This window comes from Actinoplanes sp. NPDC049118, from assembly GCF_040648555.1.
Taxonomy (GTDB): Bacteria; Actinomycetota; Actinomycetes; order Mycobacteriales; family Micromonosporaceae; genus Actinoplanes.
Genome location: NZ_JBEZDY010000031.1, coordinates 23,656 through 49,103, shown reverse-complemented (window position 1 = coordinate 49,103; position 25,448 = coordinate 23,656). Strand labels below are relative to the sequence as shown.

At 72.9% G+C, this 25,448-nt stretch carries 27 protein-coding genes and 1 pseudogene; 8 read left to right on the top strand and 20 right to left on the bottom strand.

The annotated features are described in order from the left end of the window. Positions 1-37: 37 nt before the first annotated feature. The gene (locus tag AB0B58_RS35430) at positions 38-1,033 is read right to left on the bottom strand and encodes a stage II sporulation protein M (RefSeq protein WP_360233170.1); all 996 of its coding nucleotides are present in this window, start codon (positions 1,031-1,033) and stop codon (positions 38-40) included. A 40-nt stretch (positions 1,034-1,073) separates the two neighbouring features. Here AB0B58_RS35430 and AB0B58_RS35425 point away from each other — a divergent pair, with 40 nt between their 5' ends. Continuing rightward, on the top strand, positions 1,074-2,093 hold the full coding sequence (locus AB0B58_RS35425) for an RDD family protein (RefSeq protein WP_360233167.1): 1,020 nt from the start codon (positions 1,074-1,076) through the stop codon (positions 2,091-2,093). On the opposite strand, the gene argS is transcribed toward AB0B58_RS35425, so the two are convergent. Next, positions 2,029-3,687: an arginine--tRNA ligase gene (gene argS, locus AB0B58_RS35420; RefSeq protein ID WP_360233164.1), complete on the bottom strand. Its 1,659-nt coding sequence runs from the start codon at positions 3,685-3,687 to the stop codon at positions 2,029-2,031. The genes AB0B58_RS35425 and argS overlap by 65 nt on opposite strands. A gap of 204 nt (positions 3,688-3,891) precedes the next feature. Between argS and AB0B58_RS35415 the strand changes: the two genes are divergently transcribed. Further along, complete coding sequence (locus AB0B58_RS35415; protein ID WP_360233161.1) at positions 3,892-4,320, top strand: protein phosphatase; 429 nt, start codon at positions 3,892-3,894, stop codon at positions 4,318-4,320. Positions 4,321-4,433: 113 nt separating this feature from the next. Continuing rightward, positions 4,434-4,877 carry an SRPBCC family protein gene (locus AB0B58_RS35410; protein ID WP_360233158.1) on the top strand — a complete coding sequence of 148 codons (444 nt, stop codon included), beginning with the start codon at positions 4,434-4,436 and terminating at the stop codon, positions 4,875-4,877. Between the two features lie 10 nt (positions 4,878-4,887). Here AB0B58_RS35410 and AB0B58_RS35405 read toward each other — a convergent pair whose 3' ends face one another. From AB0B58_RS35405 to AB0B58_RS35375, 7 genes are all read right to left on the bottom strand, one after another. Then, positions 4,888-5,700 (bottom strand): class I SAM-dependent methyltransferase, encoded by an 813-nt coding sequence (locus AB0B58_RS35405; RefSeq protein ID WP_360233155.1) that lies wholly within the window; start codon positions 5,698-5,700, stop codon positions 4,888-4,890. A gap of 107 nt (positions 5,701-5,807) precedes the next feature. Then, positions 5,808-7,421: a methyl-accepting chemotaxis protein gene (locus AB0B58_RS35400; protein WP_360233153.1), complete on the bottom strand. Its 1,614-nt coding sequence runs from the start codon at positions 7,419-7,421 to the stop codon at positions 5,808-5,810. Between the two features lie 80 nt (positions 7,422-7,501). Then, entirely contained in the window at positions 7,502-8,326 is an 825-nt protein-coding gene (locus AB0B58_RS35395; RefSeq protein WP_360233150.1) for a TrmH family RNA methyltransferase, read from the bottom strand. Between the two features lie 28 nt (positions 8,327-8,354). Beyond that, positions 8,355-9,899, bottom strand: a complete 1,545-nt coding sequence (locus tag AB0B58_RS35390; protein ID WP_360233147.1) for an aldehyde dehydrogenase family protein — start codon at positions 9,897-9,899, stop codon at positions 8,355-8,357. A gap of 143 nt (positions 9,900-10,042) precedes the next feature. Next, positions 10,043-10,438 carry an HPF/RaiA family ribosome-associated protein gene (locus AB0B58_RS35385; protein WP_360233144.1) on the bottom strand — a complete coding sequence of 132 codons (396 nt, stop codon included), beginning with the start codon at positions 10,436-10,438 and terminating at the stop codon, positions 10,043-10,045. 179 nt (positions 10,439-10,617) lie between these two features. Further along, positions 10,618-11,106, bottom strand: coding sequence for a hypothetical protein (locus AB0B58_RS35380; protein WP_360233141.1), 489 nt, complete (start codon positions 11,104-11,106; stop codon positions 10,618-10,620). A 98-nt stretch (positions 11,107-11,204) separates the two neighbouring features. Beyond that, positions 11,205-11,609, bottom strand: a complete 405-nt coding sequence (locus tag AB0B58_RS35375) for a helix-turn-helix transcriptional regulator (RefSeq protein ID WP_360233138.1) — start codon at positions 11,607-11,609, stop codon at positions 11,205-11,207. A 115-nt stretch (positions 11,610-11,724) separates the two neighbouring features. On the opposite strand from AB0B58_RS35375, the gene AB0B58_RS35370 reads away from it, so the two are divergent. Next, positions 11,725-12,084, top strand: a complete 360-nt coding sequence (locus AB0B58_RS35370) for a hypothetical protein (protein WP_360233135.1) — start codon at positions 11,725-11,727, stop codon at positions 12,082-12,084. A 95-nt stretch (positions 12,085-12,179) separates the two neighbouring features. On the opposite strand, the gene AB0B58_RS35365 is transcribed toward AB0B58_RS35370, so the two are convergent. Beyond that, complete coding sequence (locus AB0B58_RS35365; protein ID WP_360233132.1) at positions 12,180-12,386, bottom strand: DUF5988 family protein; 207 nt, start codon at positions 12,384-12,386, stop codon at positions 12,180-12,182. A gap of 126 nt (positions 12,387-12,512) precedes the next feature. Between AB0B58_RS35365 and AB0B58_RS35360 the strand changes: the two genes are divergently transcribed. Next, positions 12,513-13,664, top strand: a complete 1,152-nt coding sequence (locus AB0B58_RS35360; protein WP_360233129.1) for a family 1 glycosylhydrolase — start codon at positions 12,513-12,515, stop codon at positions 13,662-13,664. A gap of 89 nt (positions 13,665-13,753) precedes the next feature. Further along, positions 13,754-15,298: a prenyltransferase/squalene oxidase repeat-containing protein gene (locus AB0B58_RS35355; RefSeq protein WP_360233126.1), complete on the top strand. Its 1,545-nt coding sequence runs from the start codon at positions 13,754-13,756 to the stop codon at positions 15,296-15,298. Here AB0B58_RS35355 and AB0B58_RS35350 read toward each other — a convergent pair. The 4 genes from AB0B58_RS35350 to AB0B58_RS35335 all read right to left on the bottom strand — a co-directional run bounded on the left by AB0B58_RS35350 (position 15,263) and on the right by AB0B58_RS35335 (position 18,142). Further along, positions 15,263-15,865 carry a phosphoesterase PA-phosphatase gene (locus AB0B58_RS35350; RefSeq protein ID WP_360233123.1) on the bottom strand — a complete coding sequence of 201 codons (603 nt, stop codon included), beginning with the start codon at positions 15,863-15,865 and terminating at the stop codon, positions 15,263-15,265. The genes AB0B58_RS35355 and AB0B58_RS35350 overlap by 36 nt on opposite strands. Next, entirely contained in the window at positions 15,862-17,073 is a 1,212-nt protein-coding gene (locus tag AB0B58_RS35345; protein WP_360233120.1) for an MAB_1171c family putative transporter, read from the bottom strand. The genes AB0B58_RS35350 and AB0B58_RS35345 overlap by 4 nt, the downstream gene beginning before the upstream one ends. A gap of 7 nt (positions 17,074-17,080) precedes the next feature. Then, positions 17,081-17,563 carry a hypothetical protein gene (locus AB0B58_RS35340; RefSeq protein ID WP_360233117.1) on the bottom strand — a complete coding sequence of 161 codons (483 nt, stop codon included), beginning with the start codon at positions 17,561-17,563 and terminating at the stop codon, positions 17,081-17,083. Positions 17,564-17,689: 126 nt separating this feature from the next. Beyond that, positions 17,690-18,142, bottom strand: coding sequence for a helix-turn-helix domain-containing protein (locus tag AB0B58_RS35335; protein WP_360233114.1), 453 nt, complete (start codon positions 18,140-18,142; stop codon positions 17,690-17,692). 352 nt (positions 18,143-18,494) lie between these two features. Here AB0B58_RS35335 and AB0B58_RS35330 point away from each other — a divergent pair. Both AB0B58_RS35330 and AB0B58_RS35325 read left to right on the top strand, forming a co-directional pair. Continuing rightward, a pseudogene (locus tag AB0B58_RS35330) lies at positions 18,495-18,707 on the top strand (helix-turn-helix transcriptional regulator); the annotation flags it as partial. After that, positions 18,700-20,490 carry an NAD-dependent epimerase/dehydratase family protein gene (locus tag AB0B58_RS35325; RefSeq protein ID WP_360233111.1) on the top strand — a complete coding sequence of 597 codons (1,791 nt, stop codon included), beginning with the start codon at positions 18,700-18,702 and terminating at the stop codon, positions 20,488-20,490. The pseudogene AB0B58_RS35330 and the gene AB0B58_RS35325, both read left to right, overlap by 8 nt. A gap of 1 nt (position 20,491) precedes the next feature. On the opposite strand, the gene AB0B58_RS35320 is transcribed toward AB0B58_RS35325, so the two are convergent. The 6 genes from AB0B58_RS35320 to AB0B58_RS35295 form a co-directional block, all read right to left on the bottom strand. Continuing rightward, positions 20,492-21,643, bottom strand: a complete 1,152-nt coding sequence (locus tag AB0B58_RS35320; RefSeq protein ID WP_360233108.1) for a histidine kinase — start codon at positions 21,641-21,643, stop codon at positions 20,492-20,494. A gap of 11 nt (positions 21,644-21,654) precedes the next feature. Continuing rightward, on the bottom strand, positions 21,655-21,792 hold the full coding sequence (locus tag AB0B58_RS35315; RefSeq protein ID WP_360233105.1) for a hypothetical protein: 138 nt from the start codon (positions 21,790-21,792) through the stop codon (positions 21,655-21,657). A 3-nt stretch (positions 21,793-21,795) separates the two neighbouring features. Continuing rightward, positions 21,796-22,092 carry a hypothetical protein gene (locus AB0B58_RS35310; protein WP_360233102.1) on the bottom strand — a complete coding sequence of 99 codons (297 nt, stop codon included), beginning with the start codon at positions 22,090-22,092 and terminating at the stop codon, positions 21,796-21,798. A gap of 130 nt (positions 22,093-22,222) precedes the next feature. Next, entirely contained in the window at positions 22,223-23,473 is a 1,251-nt protein-coding gene (locus AB0B58_RS35305; RefSeq protein WP_360233099.1) for a nucleotide sugar dehydrogenase, read from the bottom strand. A 25-nt stretch (positions 23,474-23,498) separates the two neighbouring features. Further along, complete coding sequence (locus tag AB0B58_RS35300; RefSeq protein WP_360233096.1) at positions 23,499-24,227, bottom strand: PIG-L deacetylase family protein; 729 nt, start codon at positions 24,225-24,227, stop codon at positions 23,499-23,501. Beyond that, entirely contained in the window at positions 24,224-25,447 is a 1,224-nt protein-coding gene (locus AB0B58_RS35295) for a glycosyltransferase (RefSeq protein ID WP_360233093.1), read from the bottom strand. The genes AB0B58_RS35300 and AB0B58_RS35295 overlap by 4 nt, the downstream gene beginning before the upstream one ends. Position 25,448: the final 1 nt, after the last annotated feature.

Genomic DNA, 25,448 nt, shown 5'->3' with positions numbered 1-25,448 from the left:
GTGGCTGCCGAACAGGGGCAGGCGCCCCACCCATTCGCTAAGCCGTGGGCACCGGGGTCACGTCGTGCTCCGGGGCCACAGCGCCGGTCTCGCCGCGGCGGTGCGCCGCGGCCCCGACGCCGAGCGCGTAGACCATGAACGCCAGCCACACCGCGGCGCCGATCCCGATCCGCACGGCGTCCGGCAGGCCGGACGGCGTCACGTACGCCTCGAGCAACCCGGAGACGCCGAGCATCACGACCAGCCCGAGCGCGACCAGCATCGCGGCGCGGGCGCGTTCGGCGAGCGCCTGGCCGCGGGTGCGGTGCGGGCCGGGTGCGATCCAGGCCCAGCCGATGCGCAGGCCCACCCCGGCGGCGACGAAGATCGACGTCAGCTCGAGCAGTCCGTGCGGCAGGATCATGGTGAAGAACGTCGCGCCGTGCCCGGCGTAGATCATCACGCCGCCGGTCATGCCGATCGCGAAGAGGTTCTGGCCGAGGATGTACAGCACCGGCAGGATCAGCACGCCAGAGGCGAGGCACTGCGCGGCGATCAGGGCGTTGTGCGACCAGACGCTCGCCGCGAAGTTCTGCGCCTGGAACTCGCTGTAGTAGCCGACGAAGTCCTCTTCGACGTAGTCCCGCAGCGCCTGGCCGCTGGCGAAGCTGCCGATGATGTCCGGGTGGGCGGAGAAGTACCACATGAGTGCCCAGCCGACGAGCACGTTCACGGCCATCACGCTCAGCCACCAGCGCCGGGTGACGTAGAGCTGGGCCGGGAACGACGAGGTGAAGAACCGCGCCACCGGCCGCCAGGAGAAGCGCCGGCCGCCGGTGACCGCCGAGCGGCCTGCGATGACCAGCTGCGACAGCAGGGCGAGCAGGACCGGGTCGGGCGAGTGGCTGCGCACCACCGACAGGTGGGTGGCCGCCCGCTGGTAGAGCAGGACCAGTTCGTCCGCCTCGTCCGGCGAGAGGCGCCGGCGCCGGGCGAGCACCTCGAGCCTGTTCCACTCCCCGCGGCGCTCGGCGACGTACGCGTCCAGGTCCACCGGCGCAGCGTAGCCAACGCCGATCGGGTTAACTACCCGCATGACTGTGGCGGTGACGACCTCTGGCCGGCGTGACGACCCGCTCGTCAACGGCGAGGCCGTCGAGGTCGACGTGCGCCCCGCCCGGGTCGGCTCGCGCGGGCTCGCCCTGCTCATCGACATCACGGTGCAGGCACTCTTCGTGGTGCTGCTGATCACCCTGATCGGGATCGTGTCGTCGATGATGCCGGACCGGGTCGCCGACGAGGCGTTCATGCAGGCGGCCCTCACCATCTCGATAATCGTCGTGTTCATCGCATATCCGACGATCGTCGAGACCCTCACCAACGGCCGCAGCCCGGGCAAGCGGGCGATGGGCCTGCGGGTGGTCCGGGTGGACGGCGGCCCGATCCGGCTGCGGCACGCGCTCACCCGGACCCTGGTCGGCGCCGCGGTGGAGTGGCCCGGCCTGCTGTTCCCGCCGCTGACCTGGGCGGTGGCGCTGACCACGATGCTCGTTTCGCCGCAGGGCCGGCGCCTCGGCGACCAGGCGGCGGGCACGTTCGTGATCCACGAGCGCTCGCCCGCGCCGTGGGGCTGGGTGCCGTCCATGCCGCCGCAGCTCGCCGGCTGGGCGGCCGGGCTGGACCTGAGCGGGCTCGACGATCGGCTGGCGCTCGCGGCCCGGCACTACCTGGCCCGGGCCGCGGAGATCCGTCAGCCGCAGAACGGGCGGTTCGCCTACCAGCTGGCGCAGGAGGTCGCGGAGAAGATCGCACAGCGGCCGCCGCCCGGCACGCCGCCCTGGATGTTCCTCAGCGCCGTGCTCGCCGAGCGCCGCCGCCGGGCCGGCACCCGGGTGCACGCCACCCGGGCGCTGACCCAGCGGATCTGGCCCGGCTTCGGCCGGCTGTCCTGGGCCCAGCCGGCCGTCACCGATCCGTCCTGGGATCCGGCGGGCAGCAACCGGCCACTCCTCGGCGTCGTCAAGGAGGAGGGCCGGCCGGGCCCCGCGCCTACATCCGCTCCGGCGTGGAGATCCCCAATAGATCCAGGCCCTGACGCAGGGTCCGGGCCGTGAGTGCGCAGAGTGCGAGCCGGCTCTCCCGTACGCCCGCGGGTGCGCTCAGCACGGGACAGCTCTCGTAGAAGGCGCTGAACGCCTGCGCGATGCCGTAGAGGTGGCCGGCGAGCCGGTGGAACTCCAGCGACCGGGCCGCCTGGTCGACCACCGGTGCGAAGCCGAGCACCTCGAGGGCGAGGGCCCGTTCGGCGGCCGCAACGGGAAGGATCGTGCCCTCGAACTCACCGGCTTTGCGCAGGATCGCACTTATCCGGGCGTACGCGTACTGCTGGTACGGCCCGGTGTTGCCGGTCAGCGCCAGCATCCGGTCCCAGTCGAAGACGTAGTCGGACATCCGGTCGCCGGACAGGTCGGCGTACTTGATCGCGCCGATGCCCACGGCCCGGGCCACCTCCGGCGCGGGCGCGAGCGCCGAGGCGCGGGTGATCGCCTCGTCCACCACGGCGGCCAGCTTGACGGACTCGCCGGACCGGCTGCGGAACATCCTGCCGTCGGTGCCGAGGATCGAGCCGAAGCCGGCGTGCTCCGCCGTCACGCCGTCGGGCAGCCAGCCGGCGGCGTCCGCCACCGCGAACACCATCTGGAAGTGGGTCCGCTGCGGTGCGCCCACGAAGTAGAGCAGCCGGATCGCGCCGAGCTCCCGCACCCGGTACCGCAGCGCGGCAAGGTCCGTGGCCGCGTACCCGAAGCCGCCGTCGCTCTTGCGCACGATCAGCGGGAGCGGATCGCCGTTGCGGCCGGTGCAGCCGGGCGGGAACGCGCAGAGCGCGCCCTCGCTCTCGACCAGCAGGCCCTTGGCGGCGAGCTCGGCCACGACGGACTCCAGCCGGTCGTTGTAGAAGCTCTCGCCGACGAAGTGTTCCGGGCCGAGCGTGACGCCGAGCCGGTCGTAGGCGAGCAGCAGGTAGTGCTGCGACGCGGCGACCAGGTGCCGCCACTGCCGCAGCGTCGGTTCGTCGCCGGTCTGCAGCGCCACCACCCGCAGCCGGGCCCGGGTCCTGAACTCCTCGTCGGTGTCGAACCGCAGCCGCGCCGCCTGGTAGAAGGCCGTGAGGTCATCGATCCCGGCGGCGTCGCCGGCGCCGAGGTGCTCGATGAGCATGCCGAACGCCGTGCCCCAGTCGCCGAGGTGGTTGGCCCGCACGACGTCGTGACCCAGCCATTCGAGCAGCCGCGCCGCGGCATCGCCGATGACGGTCGAGCGCAGGTGCCCGATGGTGAGCTCCTTGGCGATGTTCGGCGAGGAGTAGTCGACGACGATCCGCTCCGGCCGCGCGACCGGCGGCACGCCGAGGCGCGGGTCGGCGGCGACCTCGTTCGCGGCGGCCGCGATCACCTCGCCGGTCAGCCGCAGGTTGAGAAAGCCGGGGCCGGAGACCTCGGCCGTCGCGACGCCGGCCAGGTCGGCCGCCGCTAGCACGTCGCCCGCCACGTCGCGGGGCGCCCGGCCCAGCCGCCGGGCGAGCGGCAGGGCCGCGCCGGACTGGAAGTCGGCGTGCCGCGAGCGCCGCACCGCCGGATCGACGGTCGCTCCCGCGACCCGGAAGAAGGCGGCTCCGAGCCGCGCTGCAAGCAGAGCTTCGAGATTCATGACAACCCAATCGACGGTACGCGTGGAGGCGGGTCGATCGGTGCCGGGTGCGGTCGGTGCGGCGGTGCCGGCGGGATCGACCCGCCGGCTGGGAACGTGCTAGCTCAACCGGAGGGGGTTCATCCGGCGTCGCTCGCTGCTGGCACTGTGCACGGCGACGATCTTAGCGGACCGGGCCGTGCGGCGTCGTGGAGAATCGACCGGGTGAGTGGAGTCTGGGCGGCCGGCGCGGAGGGCGTCGTCACGCTCCCGTCGGGCCGGCGGGTGCGCGGGCGCGGCCTGCGGCGGCCGCGGCCGGCCGGGCCAGACCCCGAGTTCGGCGTCTACCTGCTGGGCTCCGCGCCGCCGCCGGTGGCCTGGGAGAGCCGGTGGCTGCGCTGGCCCGACTTCCGGCTTCCGGCCGACCGGGCCCGGGCGGCCGAGGTGCTGCACGAGGCGTGGCGGCGCGCCGCGACCGAGCGGGTCGAGCTGGCCTGCGCCGGCGGCCGGGGGCGCACCGGCACCGCGCTGGCGTGCCTGGCCGTGCTGGACGGCGTGGCGCCGCGGGAGGCCGTCGCCTGGGTGCGCGAGCACTACCACCCGGGCGCCGTCGAGACGCCGTGGCAGCGGCGCTACGTCCGCCGCTACCGCTAGGGGTGTCTCGGCAGCATCCTCATCGGACGAGGCACCGCAAAGGTCGAAAGCGCGGCGGCGGGGATTACCGGCGCTTAGGGTGGAAACGCTCTGCCGGACCCCGAGGGGAAGCGATGATCACGATCTCCCGCACGTTCACCGTCGCCGCCCCGGTGGAGGCGGTGCTCGCCTACCTGAAGGACTTCGGCAACACCAACGCCTGGGACGCGGCCACCCGGCAGACCACCCGCACCGACGACGGGCCGCTCGCCGTCGGCGCCAGCTGGCACAACACGTCGAGGATCCTCGGCGTGACGAGCGAGCTCACGTACACGCTGCAGGCCGTCGAGAGCGACCGCCTGGTCTTCGTCGGCCGTAACGACGGCGCGACCTCGACCGACACGATCACCGTCCGCCCGGTGGCCGGCGGCAGCGAGGTCACCTACCACGTCGAGCTCGAGATGCACGGCGTCGCCAAGCTGGCCACCCCGGTCATGAGGATCGAGTTCGAGCGGCTCGGCGACCAGACCGCGGCCCGGCTCACGGACGCGCTCAACCGGCTGACGTCGGCCGCCTGACCCTGCGCGGTCAGGCCCGGGTGGCCAGCACCTCGACGTATCCGGACGGGATCCTCGCGGTGCCGTCCGTCGCGACGTTGTGGCGGGTGGCCAGGTCGACCAGGTCCGCGTAGAGCAGCCTGCCCTGCTCGTCGTCGAGCACCTCGAACGCCTTCAGCGTCGGCCCGTAGTTGGCCCGGAAGAAGTCGGCGAAGTCCTCAGGGGACGCGAACCGGAACACGAACTCCCGCCGGTTCACCCGCAGGTCCGTCACCTGCTCGCCGAACAGCTCCCGCAGCCGGGGACCGCTGCCCCACTCCGAGGGCGCCCGCACCCCGGGCGGCGGCGGTACCCGGCGGCCCACCGTACGGAACAGCTCGCCGATGAATCCGTCGGGTGCCCAGTTCGCCAGGGCGATCGTGCCGCCCGGCCGGATCACCCGGGTCAGCTCGGCGGCGGCCCGCTCCTGGTCGGGAGCGAACATGACGCCGAACACCGAGAGGGCCGCGTCCCATTCGCCGTCCCGGCCGGGCAGCGCCTCGGCGTCACCCACCTCGAAGGTGACCGGGAGATGCTCGGCCGCGGCCCGGGCCCGCGCGCGCTCCAGCAGCGCGGGCACGTAGTCCACGCCCGTCACCGCGCAGAGGCAGCGGGCCGCGGCGATCGCCGCGTTGCCGGTGCCGGTGGCGACGTCGATCACGCGCGACCCGGCGGACAGGTCCGCGGCCTGCACCAGGGCCTCCGAGACCGGGTGGATGAGTGCGGCCACCGCGCCGTAGTCGCCACTGGCCCAGGTCTTCTGCTGGCGCGCCTTGATGTCGCCCAGCGCGGGTGAACTCGTCATACGGCTGACGCTACGAGCCGCCGGCCGGGGAACGGGGTGCGCGCGGGGAACTCCCCCCTTATCGGGGGTCAGCCCAAAGAGAGCACGCACACCCCTGGACAAACCCGCTAGAGCTTGAAGCTCTCGACCAGGTCGCGCAGCTCGCCGCTCGTGCGGGCCAGGCCCTCCGCCGACTCCCGGGCCTGTTGCACCGCGATCGTCGTCTCGCCCATCGCCGTCGAGACGCCCGCGATGTTCGACGCGATGTTCTCGCTGCTGCTAGCCGCCTCCCGGACGTTGCGGCCCATCTCGCTGGTCGTGGCCGTCTGTTCCTCCACCGCCGCCGCGATCAACGTCTGGAAGTCGCTGATCCGGCCGACCACCGAGCCGATCTGGCCGATCGCCTCGGTCGCGTTGCCGGAGTCGGCCTGGATCGCCTGCACCAGGCGGGCGATGTCCTCGGTCGCCTTGGCCGTCTCCTGGGCCAGGTCCTTGACCTCGCCCGCGACCACCGCGAACCCCTTGCCCATCTCGCCCGCCCGGGCCGCCTCGATCGTCGCGTTGAGCGCCAGCAGGTTGGTCTGCTCCGCGATCGACGTGATCATCTTGACCACGTCGCCGATCTGGGCCGAGGACTCGCCGAGCTTGCCGACGGTCGTGTTGGTCTGCGTGGCCACCGCCACCGCCTCGGTCGCGACGTCGGCGGCCGCCCCGGCGTTGCGGGCGATCTCGTCGATGGCGGAACTCATCTCCTGGCTGCCCGCGGCCATCGTGCGGACGTTGCCGGAGACGCCCTCGGCGGCCTGCGCCACCGCGGCCGCCTGGGTGTCGACGTGCGCGCTGGACTCCGCGACCCGCGCCGACACCGCCGACAGGTCGTCGGACGCCACCGCGATCGTGCCGGCGTGCCCGGCGATCGCGGTGACGGTCTCGCCGAGCGACTCGGCCGTCCGGTCGACGGCGTCGCCGAGCTTGCCGAGCTCGTCCTTCCGCGAGAGGTCCGCGCGGGCGGTGAGGTCGCGCCCGGCGAGGCGGTTGAGCGCACCGACGACCACCGCGAGCGGCCGGACCACCGAACGGGTGACATAGGTACCCATGAGGAACGCGAGGATGACGGCCAGCAGCAGCGTGCCGCCGAGCACCTTGAGGCTTGTCGAGCGGACGTCGGCCGCGTCGGCGCGCAGCTGCGCGGCGCGGGCGTTGACGGACTTGTCGAGCGCGTCCGTGACGTCCAGAACCTTGCCGTACGAGTCGGAGGCGGCCCCGCCGTTGATGCTGCTCATGGCCTTGGCCCGGCTGGCCTGATCGTCGGCGGCCAGCCAACCCATGATCGTTTCGTCCCACTTGAAGAAGTCGTCCCACGCGGGCTTGAGCTGGGCGAACGTGGCCCGCTCGGAGTCGGTCATGTCATCGACATGGGTGGCGGCGAGGCCCTCGTAGACGGCCTTCTTCGACTCGAGCTCGCCCTGCCGGTTGAAGCCGTCCGGGCCGGTCGCCTGCGCGTACCCGAACGCGCCGGCGTCCGCGACCACCAGCCCCTGCCAGCCGGACACGTCCGCCACCAGGTACTGGGCCGCCTGGATGTCGTCGCGCACCTGCTCGAGCGCCGCCAGGCGCCGCTGGGTCTCGCTCTGCTGCTGCATCCCCCACCAGCCGACCCCCGCGGCGATGACGATCAGGGAGGTGAGCAGGAAATATGAGGCGCCGAGCCGCTTGCCGACGCTTACGTCCTTAACACGCACGAGTCGTACCCCCTGGGACGGCGGCATCGAACACACCGCTCGTCATACCCTTTCGACCGGGGATTCTCGAAACTGAGCGACTATCCCGGAATGCGCCGCTGGCGCGCCGCCTCGTACAGGGCGACGGATCCGGCCGACGCCGCGTTCAGCGAGCTCGCGGCCCCGGTGATGGGGATGCGTACCGTCTCGTCGCAGGCGTCGCGCCAGGCGGCGCTCAGGCCGTGCGTCTCGTTTCCGATCGCGAGCACGGTCGGCCCGGTGAGGTCGTGCTCGGCGATCTCGACCGGTCCGTGCTCGTCGGCACCCACGATCTGCACGGGAACGCCGTCCGTACGCACAACTTTCACCCAGTCGAGGACCTCCACGTGGCTCGGCACCCGTACCACCGGCAGCGCGAAGAGCGAACCGGTGCTGGCACGGACCGCCTTCGGGTCGTACGGGTCGGCGGCGTGCCCGGCCACGATCACCCCGGCCGCGCCGAACGCGTCCGCCGAGCGCACCAGGGTGCCGATGTTGCCGGGCGTCGTCGGCCGGTCGAAGACCACGACCAGCATGGCCGGGGCGGCGACGATGCGGGCGAGGTCGTCGTCCGGCATGGCGACGACGGCCAGCAGTTCCGGCGCCTCGTCGTCCTTGCCGCCCAGCTCACGCATCAACTCGGCGGCGACGACCGCCTGCGGCGCGCCCGCGATGTCGACGATGTCGCGCCCCCACCGGGACAGGCCCGGACCGTCCGAGACGAGCATCGCGCGGATCTCCCAGCCCCGCTCGACGGCCAGGGAGATCGGGCGGACGCCCTGCACCAGGAACTCACCGGCGCGCTGCCGCTTGTTCCGGTTGGTGAGCAGGGCCTGCCACTGCTGGAAGGTCGCGTTGCGCGTGCTGATCCTCATCGTTCTGGCCACGACATACAGTCTGGTGCATCTCGTACGCTCACATCTCGGGCGGGTAGCTGCTGTAGTCCGGGAAATTGCCGTACAGCCGCTCCCCCGGCTCGCCCGTCGTGACCGCCTGCACGAGCAGATCCCCGCCGACGAAGGCGCCCTTCCACGACGCGCCGCGCCCGCCGAAGGTCTCGCCGCGATCGCCGCGCGACCGCGGCCGGTTGATGCCGACCTTGAAGGCCTGCACGTCCTTCGCGAGCTTCGCGCCCAGTTCCTCGTCGTCGACGGCGAGGCTGGCGACCAGCGCGCCGTCGCCGGCGTTCATCGCGGAGAGCAGCTCGTCCTCGGTGTCCACCACGATGATCGTGTCGACGGGTCCGAACGGCTCGGCGTGCATCAGCCGCGAACGGCCGGGCGGGGCCAGCAGCGCGGTCGGCGCCACGTACGCGCCGATGTCCTGCCCCGGCAGGAAGCGGCCCGCCGAGGCGGAGCCGCGGTGCAGTGGCACGGCGCCGCCACGGATCGCCTCCTGGACCTTGCGGCGCAGCTCGTCGGCCCTGGCGGCGCTGATCAGCGGCCCGTAGTCGAGCTCGGGCAGCGGGTCTCCGGGCGCCTCGACAGCGAGCGGGTGCCCGAACCGGACGCTCTTGACCACCGGCAGGTAGACGTCGAGGAACGCGTCGAACAGGTGCCGCTGCACCACGAACCGGGGGTACGCGGTGCAGCGCTGCTTGCCGTACTCGAAGCCCTTGCGCAGGTGCCCGGCGAGCAGGTCCCACCGGGAGAACTCCCAGACACCCCAGGCGTTGAGGCCCTCCTGCTCGATGAGGTGCCGCTTGTCGGAGTCGAGCAGCGCGGCGGCGACCTTGCCGCCGTTGCTGCGCCCGCCGACGAACGCGACCGCACCGATCTCGGGCGCGCGGACCAGCGCCTCGGACAGTTCCTCGCCGCTGCCGGAGAGCAGCGTCACCGGCAGGCCGGCCCGGACCATCAGCGCGTGCGCGAGGGTGAGGCAGACCGCGCCACCCTGCGAGGACGTCTTGGCGATGACGGCGTTGCCGGCCAGCAACTGCACCAGTTCGGCGTGCACGAGCACGCTCATCGGATAGTTCCACGAGGCGATGTTGCTGACCGGGCCCGGCAGTGGCTCGCGTCCGGCCGTCTGGCGGTCGATCTGCTCCAGGTACCAGCGGACGCCGTCCAGCGCCCGGTCGACGTCGGCGCAGGCCAGCCGCCACGGCTTGCCGATCTCCCAGGCCAGGCTCAGTGCGAGCAGGTCGCGGTGCACGGCGAGGGCCTCGACGGCGGCGGCGACGCGGCCCTTGCGCTCGCGCAGCGGGGTGCCGGACCAGACCCGGTGCGCGGCGCTCGCGGCCCGCACGGCGTCGGCCGCGGTGGCCGTGTCGACCCTGCACAGGCAGGTGAGCAGGGTGCCGTCGACCGGCGTGCGCACGGGCGCCGGCATGCCGACGTCATGCCACCGGCCGGCGTAGAGATTGCGCAGCCGGTCGGCCGCGACGGCCTCTGGCGCGGCTGCCGCGACCCGGGCGAGGATGTCGGTCCAGGCGGTTCCAGGTGCGAGGGTCAAACTCATGCCCAACTGTGCGAAGCGCCCGCGGCTGATCGCCATGCGGATGCGGCCTCGCGTGCGACTCTTCTTGCGAATGCCGAAAGTATCGAGAAATTTCTACCCGCGCCCGTCCCGCCCTGCGGGCGGGACGGGCGCGGACCGGGCGGTCAGCCCTGGCCGGGCTCGGGCAGCGCCTCGGTCTCCTCCGGCACGACGTGGTCACGCAGGTGCCGGTTGTTCCGCGGTTCCTGCCTGGTCTTCGCGTCGTTGAGCTTGCGGCGCAGGTCGTCGCGGACGTCGTTCAGCGCCGCGTGCAGGTCCTCCTCCTGCGAGGTCGTCACGACCTTCTGCCGGCCGGCGATCCAGCATTCCAGCGTGACCTTCTGTCCCCGGACCTCGCGGTCCTTCACCGAGACCTCAAGCTCGGTCGTGTCCGCATGGAAGCCGGCCAGCCGGGCGTCCAGCGTCGCGAACTGCTCGGCGATCCAGTTGCGGTCACCCTGGGAGAACCCGGCACCTACCCGCAGGCAGTCCCCGACCGTGGCGGGATTCGCGACGCTCATGCCATCGCCTCCCTTTCGACGGAGACGGGCCGGGCATTGCACAGAGTTACGGTCACCATGGTCGCTGACCCTTCGGATAGGCAATGTTCCTGATCACCGTCTACCCACCCGGAAGGGCCGACGAAACGGACTTCGACCCCCGAATCGCCAGAGAATCGTGGTCGGCCGATCGGCGCTGGTCAGACCCCCGGGCGGCGGTCACGGCGGAGCGCGTGAACCTTCGCGGCCGGGTCCTCGGTGGTCGCCACGCGCATGCCGCTGAGGTAGCCGTCGGTCTCGCGCTGCTCGCCGTACTCGGTGGTCAGCTCGGCGATGCGCTCCTCGAGCATCCGCAGCTCGCGCTCGCGGTCGGCGGCGAGCTGGGACCGGAGCTCGGTGAACAACTCGTCGATCCGCTGCACGGCCGCCTCCGGCTCGCGCTGCACCTGACGGATCCGCGCCAGGATCTGGTCGCGTGAGAACACCACCAGGACCGAGAGCCAGGCCAGCACGAACAGCCCGGTGACGACCGGGAAGGTGGCGAGGGGCCGCAGGTTGGGCGGGGGCGGCGGCATGCCGTTGGGCCCGGGCGGCGGGTGCGCGGGCGGCAGTCCGACCACCATCGTGATGATGAGTGCGCCGGTCGCGGCGGTGGCCACGACGAGGGAGACCAGCAGCAACCTGCTCATCTGGATGGAGAGTCCACCCAAGGTGGACCCATGATCGGGGCGGGCCCGCTCAGTCATGGTCCGAGATTACGGAAGTTCCGGTGTGGATGCGATATCGATCATGCCGACCTGCGCCGACGCGACACTTTCCGGTACGGCTCGAACAGCCGGTCGAGCACCGTCTCCAGCGCGGCCCGGTCGGCCGCGGGGATCGGCGAATCCGCGCCGAGGATCCGGGCGAGCTCGCGGACCAGCGGATGAGCGGCGGGCGCGACCGGCGGCGGCCCGCCCAGCCGATCCGGGTACGCCGCCATGACGATCTCGGGAATGCTTCGGCCCAGCACGGGCGCGATGCGCTCGATCGACCTGATGGTGGGCCGTTGCTCCTCGCTGAGCCAGCGCAGCACGACGGACGGATCGGTGCCGACCGTCCGCGCGAAGTGCGTGGGTGTCGGGAACCCGGCTGCCTGGATCGCTTCCTTCAGGTAGCCACCGAAGCCGATCAGCGGCCGCGAAGGGGTCATCGGCCCAGGATAGGCGCTATCCGGCCGCCGGGGCGATTGGTCGAAACCTCACGTCCTGCTACCGTCGTTGGCTAGATAACCAATGACTCGGGCTCGAGCGAGAGGTCGTGGCGGCGTGATGCAGACGACGGTCCTGGTGAGCATCCTGATGATCTGCGTCGGCGCGGCCGTGTTCCTTCGCCACCGGCCCCGATGGACCCGGGTCACCACCGGCGCACCGGACGACCTGGGCGGCATCCCCGTGACGGCGTCCGCACCGGTGCCCGGCCCGCCCCCGGCGGCCGCGCCGCCGACGACGGCGCGGACCGAGCCGGCACCCGCCCCGGCGGCGCGGCACGCCGAGATCGTAGAGACGCCGGCGAAGCGGCCGGCCCCAGCCATCCCCGCCACCCCGGCAGCCCGGCGCGCCCGCGCCAACAGCGGCTTCGACCGGTTCGCCTCACCCGCCGCCCGGGCGCGTGCCGGCCGGGTCTGACGGCGCGCCGGCGCGGACGCCGCGCAGGAGCAGGTAACCGATCATCCAGAACTCGCCGGCGGACGCGGGCAGCGCGAGGAGGTCGACGGCCGTCGCTACTCCGCGACCCGGGTGCGTGCCGACCAGGCGAAGACCGCGGGCACGGCGCCGTCCGATGTGTACCGGCGCTCGAAGTGCTCGTACCCGGAGCCGTGCCGGATCTTGACCTTGTGCTCGTCGTTGGGCACCCGCCGGACCCGCTCGCCGTCCGGCAGGTCGTCCGGTCCACCCTCGAGGATCGCTTCGATGAAGAGGTCGTTCATCTTCTCACTCCCGTCGTCGCTATCGTCGGTCTCGACGCTATGGCCGGGCACCGGCGGGTAGTACCCGTGCCGGCCCCCTAGGGCCCCCTCGATCGATCGCGGTCAGCACTGGCGTACGTTGGGCGGATGAAGCTTCCGGGGGACTTCATGTGGGGTACGAGCGCATCGGCGACCCAGGCGGAGGGCGCCGCGCCGGCCTCGGACTGGTACGCCTGGGAGCGCGCGGGTCACGCGCCGATCTCGGGGGACGGCAACGGCTTCGGCTCGCGCTACGCCGACGACTTCGAGCTACTGGCCGGCTGGGGCTTCGGCCACCATCGGCTCACGATCGACTGGTCGCGGGTCGAGCCCGCCGAGGGCCGCGTCGACCCCGCGGCGGTCGAGCACTACCGGGCGGTCCTCGCCGCCGGCCGGGACGCCGGCCTCGAGGTCTGGGCCTGCCTGCTGCACGGCGCGCTGCCGGCGTGGTTCGCGGCATCGGGCGGCTTCCTCGACCCCGCGGCCGGGGCGCGGTGGCGGCGCTGGGTGGACCTCGCCGCCGAGACCTTCGGCGACCTGGTGGCCGGGTGGAAGCCGGTGAACGGCCCGGCCAGCTTCGCCACCAAGCGTTATCTGACCGGCCAGTTCCCGCCCGGCATCCGTGATCAGGCCACCTTCGGACGTGCGCTGCACGCGATCCAGCTGGCCGACTTCGAGGCCGCCCGGGTGCTGCGGCAGACCGGCCGCCCGACCGCCAGCGTCGAGGCGCTGGCACCGATCATCGCGCGCAGCGAGGCGGCCGCGCCCGCCGCGAAGGGCCACGACGGCGTGCTGTGGGACTCCTGGCTGCGGCTGGCCCGCAGCGACGAGTACGGCGACGCGTTCGACTACATCGGCTTCTCCTACTACTTCGGGGTCGAGGTCGACGAGCGCGGCCGCCCGGGACCGTACCCGCCCGGGGAGGCCACCGGGCCGCAGGGCTACGTGCCGTGGGCCGACGGGCTGCGGGTCGTGCTCGACCGGCTCGCCGCCGAGCTGCCGGGCCGGCGCCTGCTCATCAGCGAGCTCGGCTACGGCGGCACCGACGACCGGGCCCGGGCCGACTACCTGACCAGGTCGCTCGACCACGTCGGCGCGGCGATCGCGGACGGCATCGACGTGGCCGGCGCCTTCCTCTGGACCGGTGTGGACAACTACGAGTGGAACGACGGTTACGAGGTGCCTTTCGGCCTGTTCACCGCCGACCGGGAGCCCCGGGCCAGCGCCGAGGTGGTCCGCCGGTTCATCGGGCGCGACTGAGACCGTTCGAGGGGTGTCGATACTTACCCTCATGGATGGATACCGGTATGCTCCACGCTTTGTGTCCGGCTAAGCACTGGGGGGTACCTATGCCGGAGGAAGCGCGCCTGGTCCACTGCGCACGCAAGCTCAACGGCCTGCTGGCCACCATTGTGGACGACACCAGCAGCGACTTCTCGATCTCCTGGTACGACACCGCGCGCGTGGTCGCGCTCTGGTCCGCCCGGCCCGGTGGAATGCCGCAGGCTCTGGCCGACAACGCCGTACGGGCGCTGCTGAACGGCCAGAACGCCGACGGAAGCTGGGGATACCCACAGGCCGCCGTCACCTACCGGCTGGTGCCGACGCTGAGCGCCGTGCGGACGCTCTCGCTGCTCGGCCACCGCGCGGCGGCGGAGCGCGGCATCGGGTTCCTCGCCGGGCAGCTGGTGCACTTCGCCCCGGAGCGGCAGCCCGACACGGTCGCGGTCGAGCTCATCATGCCCGATCTGCTGGAGGCCCTGGTCGCCGACGGGGCGAGCCCGCTGGCGCCCGCGCTGGACATGCAGCGCTCGTGGCTGGCCCGGCTGCACGGGCTGCGCCGGCGGCTCACCGGCGACGCCCGGCTGCCGCCGCCGCTGTGGCACTCGCTCGAGGTGCTGGGCCCGGCCGCCGCGGCCAGGGCGTCGCTGGTCAAGGGCGCGATGACCTGTTCCCCGGCGGCCACCGCCGCCGCCCTCGCGTGGGCGCCCGAGACCTCCGCCGAGGCGGAGGCGTTCCTGACCGCGGAGGCGGCCCGGTACGCCGGCGGCTGGCCGACGGTGGCGCCGGTGCAGTTCTTCGAGGGCGCGTGGGTGGTGAGCGCGATGGTGCAGAGCCGCGTACCGCTCGAGCCCGGCCGCGCCGGGCGGGCGCGGGACTGGCTCACGACGGCGCTGCGGCCCGAGGGCGCGGTACCCGGATACGGACTGCCGCCGGACGCCGACGACACCGCGTGCGTGCTGTACGCCCTGGCCTACCTGGGCGCCTCCCCCGACCCGAGCCTGCTCGACCGCTACGAGCGCCCCGGGCACTTCGCCACGTTCACAGTGGAGCGCACGCCGTCTATCTCTACCAACGCGCACGTGCTGCGGACCCTGCGCGCGTACGGCGATCCGGTCCGGGCCCGGACCGCCCGGGACTACCTGATGGCCACGCAGAACGACGACGGCTTCTGGGCGGACAAGTGGCACGCGTCGCCCTACTACGCCACCTCGGCGGCAACCCTCGCCCTGGCCTGCGATCCGGGCACCGCCGACCGGGTGACGCGGACCGTCCGGTGGCTGCTCGACTCGCAGCGCGAGGACGGCTCGTGGGGCGTCTGGCACGGCACCTACGAGGAGACGGCCTACGCGCTGCGGGCGCTGCTCGCCGCCGACGCGCCGGACACCGCCACGGCGCTGCGCCGCGGCGCCGCGTACCTGCTGGCGGGCTGCGCGGCGGACTTCCCGGCGGAGGGCCGGGCACCGCTGTGGCAAGGCAAGGAGCTGTACGAGCCGCGGCGGATCGTGCTGGCCTTCGCCTACGCGGCCCTGCACGCGTGCGGGAGCGCGGGGGTGCTGGGCGACGGCCGGGTGCCGCTACCGCGCCAGTACGAACGCTCCCGCCACGCATAGACCGAGCGCGGCCCCGGCCAGGACCTGCGGCACGGTGTGGTCGGCGAGGGCGACCCGGGCCCAGCCGATCAGGGCGACGACCGGCAGGGTCAGCCAGAGCCACGGCCCGAAGAGCGCGACGAGGACACCGACGGTCATCATGGCCACCGTCGCGTGCACCGAGATCTTCCAGAGACCGGTGATCGCGATGGTGGCCACCGCGAGCACGACGATCGCCGCGATCAGGGCGAGCAGCTCACGCGGCGCGCCGGTGGCGGCCAGCAGCGCCAGCCCGGCCAGCACGGTGACCAGTCCGACGAGCAGCGGCAGCCGCCGGTGCTCGCGGACCCCGATGTGCACGTCGGTCAGGGTGCGCCGGCGCACCCTGAACAGGATGTACGCCAGCGGCGCGGCACTGACGAAGGCGACGGCGACGGCGCCCCAGGCGAGGCCGGGGAGCATGCCGGCGGCGTGCACCGGCACCAGCAGGAGTTGGACGCTGACCAGCACGACCGGGGACAGCACATCGGTGATCAGCTTCGCGGCGCGCGGCGCGGCGGCCGGCTCCGCGGTACGGGTCGCGGTCATGACAGGGACGGCTCCGGGGCGGACGGCCTCTCGGCCTGCTGACGGCGGAAGGCGACGGCCACCTTCTCCAGGTAGCGGCTCTCGCTGCTGAGGCTGGCGTCGCCGTCCGCCGGGTCGGTCTCCTCGCGCTCCGGGACGGCGGTTGCGCCGCGCCGGTCCGCGCTCTCGCCGGCCACCCGCAGCGCGGTGATCAACTCGACGGCGTCGACCTCGGCGCGCAGCCGGTCACCGGCCAGCCCGCGCCCGGCCGCCTCGGCCTCCACCCGCTGCACCTCGGCGGGATCGCTGTGCGCCCGCAGGATCAGCTGGGCGTCCCGGATCTCGATCACCCGGCGGTAGAGCCGGATGCCGATCTCGCCGCGCCCGTACCGGCCGGCCATCGCCTGCCCGGAGACGAGCGAGACCTCGGGCACGGCGGCGTTCAGGACGGACCACAGCGGGGTCAGCCGCCGGTAGCTCACGTACTGCCGCAGGCGGATCCAGGGAACCGCGGCGTGCCGGCCCCACAGCGGCATGGTGGCGCCGACGGCGACGAGGATGCCGGCCGTACCGGCCAGCGCCGCGGAGATCATGGACTCGTCGCCGCCCGGCCGGTGGCCGGTCCAGCCGCCGATCAGCAACGCCAGCTTGTAGGCGAAGTAGGCCACGCTGGCAACGGCGCCGGCGGCGACCAGGCGCAGGCCGTACCGCAGGGCTCCCTGCGCGTAGCGCGAGTACCGGATCGACAGGGTGAGCAGGTCGGTGATGGCCAGGCTCAGGAAGGCCAGATAGCAGAACTGGTACCCGATGATCGGCGGATAGTCCGCGTACGCGGTGAGGAAGTCGTTGCGTTCCACCGTGTCACTGCCGAGCAGCGTGACGGCCATGCCGGTGACCGCGAGGGCGAGGGCGATCAGGCGCACCCGCACGCGGGGCCGCGCGTCCTCCGGCCGCTCGGCGAGGTAGAGCATCATCGCCTGCAAGGCGGCGGCGCTGATCAGGGTCAGCGTGTTGCCGACCAGCCGCCCGCTGTTCGGGATGCCGATGACCCCGCTGAGCCAGGGTGTGATCGGCGGGGCGGTCACGATGAAGGCGAGGCCGAAGACGCCGAGCATGATGCACAGGGCGCGCAGCGCGGGGCGCTCCGGGTGCCGGATCGCGTCCCGCGCCTTCAGGGCACAGGTGCACAGGCCGAGCAGGCCGGCCAGCACCATCACCACGGTCGCCACGGCCACCTCATCCGTTGAAGGTCGACTTCAGCCGGTCCATCTGCCGGGCCAGCCGCGCGTTGAGCACCGGGTCGACGCCCGGCCTGCGGTCGGCGACCCGTTCCAGGATCAGCGTGGCGAGCAGTTCGGCCTCCTGCTCCTCGGCGTCGCTGTACGACGTGCGGTTGAGCAGGCTGCGGACCATCGCGGGGTCGAGGTCTGGCATCAGGATGCGGGTCAGTTCGTCGCCGATCCCGGTCTCGCCGCGGTGCTGGCAGAGCATGTGGCCGACCTCGTGCAGCACGATGTGTTCCTGGTGCAGCTGGGCGGTGCGGGCGTACACGATGATGTCGACGTCGGCCAGCTTCAGCCACATCCCGCAGGCATGGCCCGGCAGGTGGTCGTTGGGGTGCAGCTCGATGCGGCGCTGACGGCGCTGGGCGAGCCGGGCGATGAACTCGTCCAGGGTGAACGGATCGGGCAGGCCGTCGGCCTGCATCAGCGAGCGCACATGTCGATCGCAGCGACGACGTAACTCTCGATACCGCACGGCAGACACCCTAACGAGAAATAGCTACCTGTTGCGCGAAGTGGTCGATCGTTGACAGCACCGGACGGGCGTGTGCGGCCGGCAGGCTCACGGTCCGGCCTCCGGTGGGGCGGGCCGGCTGGAACCGGTCGCCCTGCTGCTGTCCCGGATGTTGCTGATCTCGCGGACGATCTGCGCCACGGACCGACGGGTGGCCTCGTCCATCGTCATGGCCCGCAGCGCGATGTCGCGCACGGCCGCGTCGCGCAGGGCGACGGCGAGCTCGAGCTGGGAGTCGATCTGGGCGGCGGCCTCGTCGTCGAAGAAGTACGCGACGGGTACGCCGAAGAAGGCGGCGAGCGCCTCGAGATGCCGCTTGGTGGGGTTGTCGCGCTGCCCGGTGCGCAGCTGCCACACGTACGTCTTCGAGAAGGTGCCGGCCATCGCCTCGCAGCCGTGCGCGACCTCGTCGTACGTGTACTCGCGGCCACGGGGGCGCACGGTCTTGAACAGCTTGTCGATCCGCTGTGCGAGCGGTCCGGTCTCCGCGCCGGCTGCCATGGCTTACCACCTCGTTCGCCGACGTGAACGTCCACTTGCACGCAGACAGTACACCAGTTGACACGGTTACGTCAGTCGCTATTCTAATCCACATTGTTCGCTGAGATGAACCACGGGGCTCGTCCGCTTGCGTGCGGGTCCACTGCGGACTTCGGCGGTCAGGCGGAGGCGGGCGGGTCTCGGCGGCACGGGGGTGCCGAGGAGGCCTGCCTCGGTCGCGGGCCGCCGCGCACTCTGGTCACATGCGTCACGGGGGAGTCATCACATGCATGCAGAATCCGCGGCCGGGATCCGGCAACGAACACCCCAGCACGGCGGCTGTCCGAATGCGACGCCGCTCGGTGTCACCGTGCTCAGCGAGGCCGAGTGCCGGGTGGCCGCGCTCGCCGTACAGGGCTACACCAACCGGGACATCGCCGCCCAGCTGTTCCTGACCATCAGCACGGTCGAGCAGCATCTCACCCGCGCCTACCGCAAGCTGCGGGTGAACCGCCGCCGGGACCTGCCCGGCGACCTGCACCGCTACGAGCCGACCGACCTGCGCTGTGCCCGGCCGCGTGCCTGATCCGGGCGGCGCCCCGGCCGGGATCCGGCTCAGCGCCACCGTCATGGCGCACCCGAGCCGGCTGCGGCCGGCCCGGGAGGTGCTGGCCCGGGCGCCGGGCGGCCTGCTCGGGCTGACCCTGGACCCCGAGCCGGACGGGCCGCCGACGGCGCTGCGCACGGCGATGCTGGCCTGGTCCGGCACCGGCGCGGAGGACTCGCACCGGCTGGTCCTGCAGGACGACGCCCTGTTCGGCCCGGGGTTCCTCACCGCCGTGCGTGACGCCGTCGCCGCGCAGCCACGCGCGGCGCTGGCCTTCTACACCAACTGGAACTCCCGAAACGGCGCCGCGGTCCGGCTCGCGGTGCTCTCCGGCGCAAGCTGGGCGAGGGCGACCGCGGAGTACACCCCGTCGGTCGCACTCGCGCTGCCGGCCGAGGTCGCCCGCGGCTTCGAGGCGTTCGGCCGCCGCCACGGCGGCACCTGGCAGGACGATGTGATCATGGCCCGCTACCTGCGGGAGCGCGGCGTGCCGACGCTGCTCGCGGCGCCCAACCTGGTCGAGCACGACGCACTGGCCAGCCTGAACGGGCACGACTTCCAGGGGCTGCGACGCTCCGCGTGCCCACCCGGTCCGCCGGGTCCGCCGCCCGGCGGTCCGGTCGCGTCGTTCGCCGTCGTGCCCTTCTTCAAGCAGGGCATCTCCTGGTGCGCGACCCGGATGCTCACCGGCGAGCGGCTCGGCTGGGAGACGGTGACGGGCGAGCGGCAGCTGTCGCGGCTCGGACTCTCCGAACTCGAGTGCCGCGCCGGGTACGCCGAGGCCGTCGCCGGCCTGCGCGCCGATCCGGCCGGCACGGCCGGCGTCGGCGAGCCGGAGCTCTGGGGCGTCTGGCTCACCGCCTACCTGATGGGCGTGCTCGTTGGCGGCGGCGAGGTGCCCGCCGAGCTCGCCGACCGGGCCCTGGCCACCATCGGCCCCGGCGGCCTGTGCGAGCGGCACGACCTGACCGCGCCGCGGCAGCTGGCCGAGGTGTCGCTGCGGCTCGCCCGCGCCGCCGTGTCCGCCGGGACGCAGGCGCGGCCGGCCGCGCGCCGGACGGCGGCGCGGCGGCTGCGGATCGTCGTGCTCGGCGGCCGCGGATTCCCCGGCCGCCGGCTCGTGCGCTGCCTCGCCGACGCCGGCCACCACCTGGTCTCGGTCGACGACGACCAGGCGGTGGAGGACCACCCCGGGGTGCGCTCGCTGACCGGCGACCGGCTCGCGGGAGCCTGCGCCGACGCCGACGTAATCGTCGCCGCCGACGGCGCGGACGTGCCGCGCGACGTGCTCGGCGGGGCGCGGCTGATCCGCATCGTCCCCGGCGAGCAGGCGGTCGCCGCGCCGCCGGCGGGAGTCACCGTGCTGCGCGCCGGCACGGCGTACGGGCCCGGCATGCCGGGCGGGACCATGCTGCCCGAGCTGGTCCGGCGGTGCCTGATCGGGATGCCCCTGCCGCGGCCGCCGGACGGCGCCGCGGCGCACCGGCTGGTGCACGTGGACGATCTGGCCGCCGCCGTGCTCGCCGCGGCGGGCCGCGACGGCGTCTTCGTTGCCAGCGCACCGCCGCTGAGCGGCGCGGAGCTCGCGGAAGGTGTCCGCGCCGCGGTGCGGCCGGTACCGATCTCCGACGAGGAGCACGGCGGCCTGCCCGTGCCGGCAGCGTGGCCGGCGGGGCGGTCGGACCGGTGGGACTGGCGCGCGCGGGTCCCGCTGATCGAGGGCATCCGCACGTACGCGCAGTGGTTCGCCTACGAGAGCTGAGTCATTCCGGCACCTGGGCGGTGACCCGCCAGCCGGCGCCGCCGTCGCGCTCGCCCGCGGTCAGGGTGCCGCCGACCAGCGCCAGCCGCTCGCGCATGCCGGTCAGGCCGTACCCGGAGACCGTCTCCCGCTCACCCGCCGGCGTCGGAGCCGGGCGGTCGTTGAGCACCTCCAGCCGGATCAGGTCGTCGGCGGTGTAGTCGAGGTCCACCGCCACCCGCTCCCCCGGCGCGTGCTTGGCCGCGTTGGTCAACGCCTCGCGCAACGCACCCACCAGCGAGACCGTCGCCGCGCTGGAGGCCGGCCGGTGGCGCGGGGACACCCGCAGGTCGACCGGGGTCTGATGGTCACGTCGGAACGCGTCGACGACGTCGGCCACCGCGTCCGGCAGCGACGGCACGTCGCCGCGCAGCGCCGCCACCGCGTTGCGGGCCTCGATCAGGCCCTCCTCGGCGAGCCGGTTCGACCGGCGGACCCGGGCCAGCGCGCCGGGCACGTCGCCCTTGTCGGCGAGCAGCGCCTCGGCGACCTTGAGCTGCATGCCGAGCGCGCCCAGCGAGTGCGCCAGCACGTCGTGCATCTCCCGGGCGATGCGGGCGCGCTCGTCAAGGGCGGCGGCCCGGGCCTGCTCCTGCTGCGCCAGCGAGGTCTGCCGCAGCAGCTCCTCCGCCTGGTCGGTGCGCAGCTCGTACTGCCGCCGGTGCAGGCCGAGCAGCGTGACCAGCAGGATCAGGCCGGGATAGCCCAGCACGTCGTCCCACGGATGACCGGTGAGCAGATAGCTCAGCACGCTGCCGGCCAGGACGCCGCTCACGACCACGACGATCGCCCCGCCGCTCGGGCCGGTCAGCGAGGCGAACCGGCTGAGCAGCACGCAGATCAGGACCAGGGCGGTCGGGTCGTCCGCCGAGCCCACCACGAACACCGGCAGCAGGGCGCTGAGCGCCAGGGCCGCGTTGGCCGGCTGCGGGCTCCACGGAGCGACGATGATGAAGGCGATCCAGGCGAGCATCGAGGCCGCGTACACCGCCCAGATGCCGACGGTGTCCTCGCGCGCGGTGATCAGGCTCAGCACCAGTACCGCGGTGCCGAGCAGTTGCACCACCAGCCAGCTGGGTGCCAACCGGTCCACGAAGTGCCAGCGCTTGTGCATGCAGGTCGTTTCTACTTCTTGTTGACCACTCGGTAAATGACGACCATCAGGATGATAACGACAACCGCGGCGACCGCCACGATGCCGATCTTCCACAGCAGATCCATGAAGAGGTGGTGCATGAGCTCATCGCCGTCGAGCGCCGACATCCGTCACCTCCGGCCGTTGCGGCTGTCGAGCGAGTTCACGACGACGCGCACGATGGTGGAGAGCAGCCCGCCGCGCCGGCCGTAGCCGCCCCGGTAGTCCTGGCGGCTGTCCAGGTAGGCGCGGGCCGCGGGGGCGACGTAATCGCCGAGCTTGCGCGCCTCGTCGAGCCGGCCCTTGCGCTTGAGCACCACCAGCACGGTGAAGGCGAGCAGCACCAGGACCGCGACGCCGGCCACGATCAGACCGAAGCGGATCAGCAGGATGGTCATCAGGCTGTCCGTGTCCAATGCGACATTCATCTCGAACTCCTTCCGGATAGGACGTTCCGAAGCTATCGAGGCGCCCTGGGGGGCCGGCACCTCCCGCGGGTGGAGACCGGGTGGAGATCCGGGGCCGCCGGCTCCACCCGTTCTCCACCCGCCGGCGGGCTCAGAGCCGGACGGTGCGCGGCGTGGCGACCGAACCGGTCGTGTCGAACAACCGTCGGGCGGCGGCGAAGACCTCCGGGCCGTACTGGCGGTGCCGCTGGAGCAGGACGGTCATGTCCGCCTGCGCCAGCGCCGAGTCGAGGTCCGGCACCCGCTCGATCCGGCCGCCGGGCCAGGCCAGGCCGTTCGCGTACGGGTCGTGGCAGAGCACCCGCACGCCGCGGTCCTGCAGGAACCGCGCGATCGGCGCGGCCGGGGTGTGCCGGGTGTCGACCGTGTCCGCCTTGTAGGTGACGCCGAGCAGCAGCACGGTCGCCGCGCCCGCCGCCGGGATCCCGCCGAGTTCCAACTCCTTGCAGACCCGGTCGGCCACCCAGAGCGGCTGGCTCTCGTTGATCTCGTGTGCGGTCTCCGCCATCCGGAACGCCATGCCCTGCGAGGCCGCCTCGTGCACCAGGTAGAGCGGGTCGGCCGGGATGCAGTGGCCGCCGACCCCGGCGCCGGGCCAGAAGGACGCGAAGCCGTACGGCTTGGTGGCGGCCGCCTCGATGGTGTCCCAGACGTCGATGCCCATGCCGTGGCAGATCTGCGCGAACTCGTTGACCAGCGCGATGTTGACCTGCCGGTAGGTGTTCTCGAGGATCTTCGCCGCCTCGGCCTCCCGCATGCCGCGGGCCAGGTGCACCTGCCCCACCTGGTCGTAGACGGCGGCGGCCCGGTCGCGGCACGCCGGCGTCAGGCCACCGACCACCCGCGGCGTGTTGGCCACCCCGAACCGGGCGTTGCCGGGGTCGATCCGCTCCGGCGAGTACGCCAGGTTGAAGTCGACGCCCGCGACCAGCCCGGACTCCTCCAGCACCGGCAGCACCAGCCCGTCCGTGGTCCCCGGGTGGGTGGTGGACTCCACCACCACCAGCTGGCCGGGGCGCAGCTGGTCGCGGACGGTCGCCACCGCGCCGAGCAGCGGCCGCAGGTTGGGCTCGCCGCGGTCCACCGGTGTCGGCGCGCAGATCAGGATCACCTCGCAGCCGGCCAGCACGGCCGGGTCGGCGGAGGCGCGCAGGTCCGTGCCGAGCGCCGCGATCTCCTCGCCGGTCACCGTGTCCACCGGGGACCGGCCGGCGTTCACCACGTCCACCCGGTGGCGGTCGATGTCGTAGCCGAACACCTGGTTGCCGGCCCGGGCGAGGGCCACCGCCATGGGCAGGCCGGCGTAGCCGATGCCCACCATGCCTATGCGTAACGCTGTCATCGTCGTCACCTCTGGGTCGGGCCGGTCAGCAGGCCAGCCGGTACGGAACGAAGCTCTCGGCGTGCCCGACGTCGATGGACGCCCCGGCGGCCGAGTCGATGCGGTCGACGTGCTCGATGGAGCGGGGACCGGCGGCACGCATCTGTGACCCGTACGCCCGCAGCGCCTCCTCCTTGGCCGGCCAGTACGCCGTCGTGTCCACGTGCACCCACCAGGACTCGTTCTCCGCGCTCCAGCGGTCCTCGACGCCGCGGTAGCCGAGCACGATGCGCGGGGTCGGCTTGAGCCCGGCCGGATGCACCCGGGCGGCGGCGAAGCCGGCCCGGTGCACCGCCTGGTGGTCCTGGTGGTAGCCGCCCGCCGACGGAATGAACAGCGCCACCGGATCCACCGTCGCGAGCGAGACCTCCTCGTGCCGTTCGATGAGATCGACAAGCTCGCGCTGGCGGTTGCAGACGTCGACCGTGCCGGTCTCGTCAATCCAGGCGATCACGCTGCTGCGCACGCCCAGCGCCGCGCAGGCCTTGGCGAACTCCTGCTCGCGCAGGAACGGGTCGCTGGCGCCGCCGTACATCCGGCCGCGGCGGACCGTCACGCACAGGACGTGCACCGCCACGCCGGTCGCCGAGAGGCGGGCCAGGGTCCCGCCGGGCCCGATCGTCTCGTCGTCCGGGTGGGGGGCGACGACCAGGACCCGGTCGTCCGGCCGCAGGCCCAGCACGGAGTCGCTGAGCGCCAGGGCCGCGGAGGTCACGAGGCTCCGCCGCTCGCGGCGAGCCGCTCCAGGTGGCCGATGACCGCGTCCATGCCCGGCAGGCCGAGGATCCGGCGCTGCGCGGCCCGCGCGTTGGCCAGGATCCGCTCGTCGGTCAGCAGCCGCTTGCAGGCCGAGGCGATGCCCTCGGAGCTGACGTCGGTCACGTGCACGCCGAGGCCGAGCTCCTCGATCCGGGCGGCGTTGTGGTGCTGGTCGCTGTACTGCGGCAGCACCGCCATCGGCACGCCGACGCGCATGCCCTCGCGGATGCTGTTGTAGCCGCCGTGGGTCAGGAAGACCTGGGTGCACTGAAGCAGCAACGGCTGCGGCACCCAGTCGGCGATCTGCACACCCGGGCCGACCTCCATGTCGTCGGTCGGCAGGCCGCCGGTGGACACGATGCCGTGGCAGTCCAGGGCGGACAGACCGCCGATGATGGACCGCAGGGTCTCGGCCGGCTCCGCCATGCCGTCGGGCAGCGGGATGCCCATCATCTGCATCGCCAGCACGACCGGCAGCGACGTGCCGACCGAGGCCAGCACGACGGGCTTGTCGCCGGAGAGGCCGGCGTACTCGGCGGGCAGCATCTCGGTGCCGTCCACCGAGATGGGCTGCGCGTACTCGAACGGCGCCGGCAGGTCGAACGCCGCGAAGTTGTACGCGTGCGGCAGGCAGCTGATCCGGCCGTACCGGTAGATGGACCACTTGTCGTCCTGCTCGGGCAGCCCGAGCTCGGCGCGGCGCTGGTTGAGCAGCTTGGCCACCCCGTCCGGGTCGACCAGGTTGCCGGCGCCGGAGGGCGCGGAGATGTGCGGGATGCCGAGCTTCTCGGCCACCAGGCAGCCGGCCAGCTCGCCGCCGTCGCGCAGCACGATGTCCGGGCGGAAGTCCCGGGCCAGTTCGAGGATCACGTGGTACGCGGCGGCGACGTGCGGCCCCGCGGCGAAGCCGATCATCTGCATCCGGGTGTCGATCTCCTCGCCCGAGCCGAAGATCTCCGGGTCCAGCGCGTCGCGCATGGACCGCAGCTCCTTCATCGAGTCGACGAAGTCCGGCATCGCCGGGTCGACCCGGGCACCGCAGTCGGCGTACACGTCGGCGAGGTGCTCGGGCAGGACGACCAGGACCTCGTGCCCGGCCTGTGCCAGGGCACGGACCAGCGGGAGTACCGCACGGGCGTGCCCCTGTGAGCCGGTGACGGTTGACAGAACGCGCATG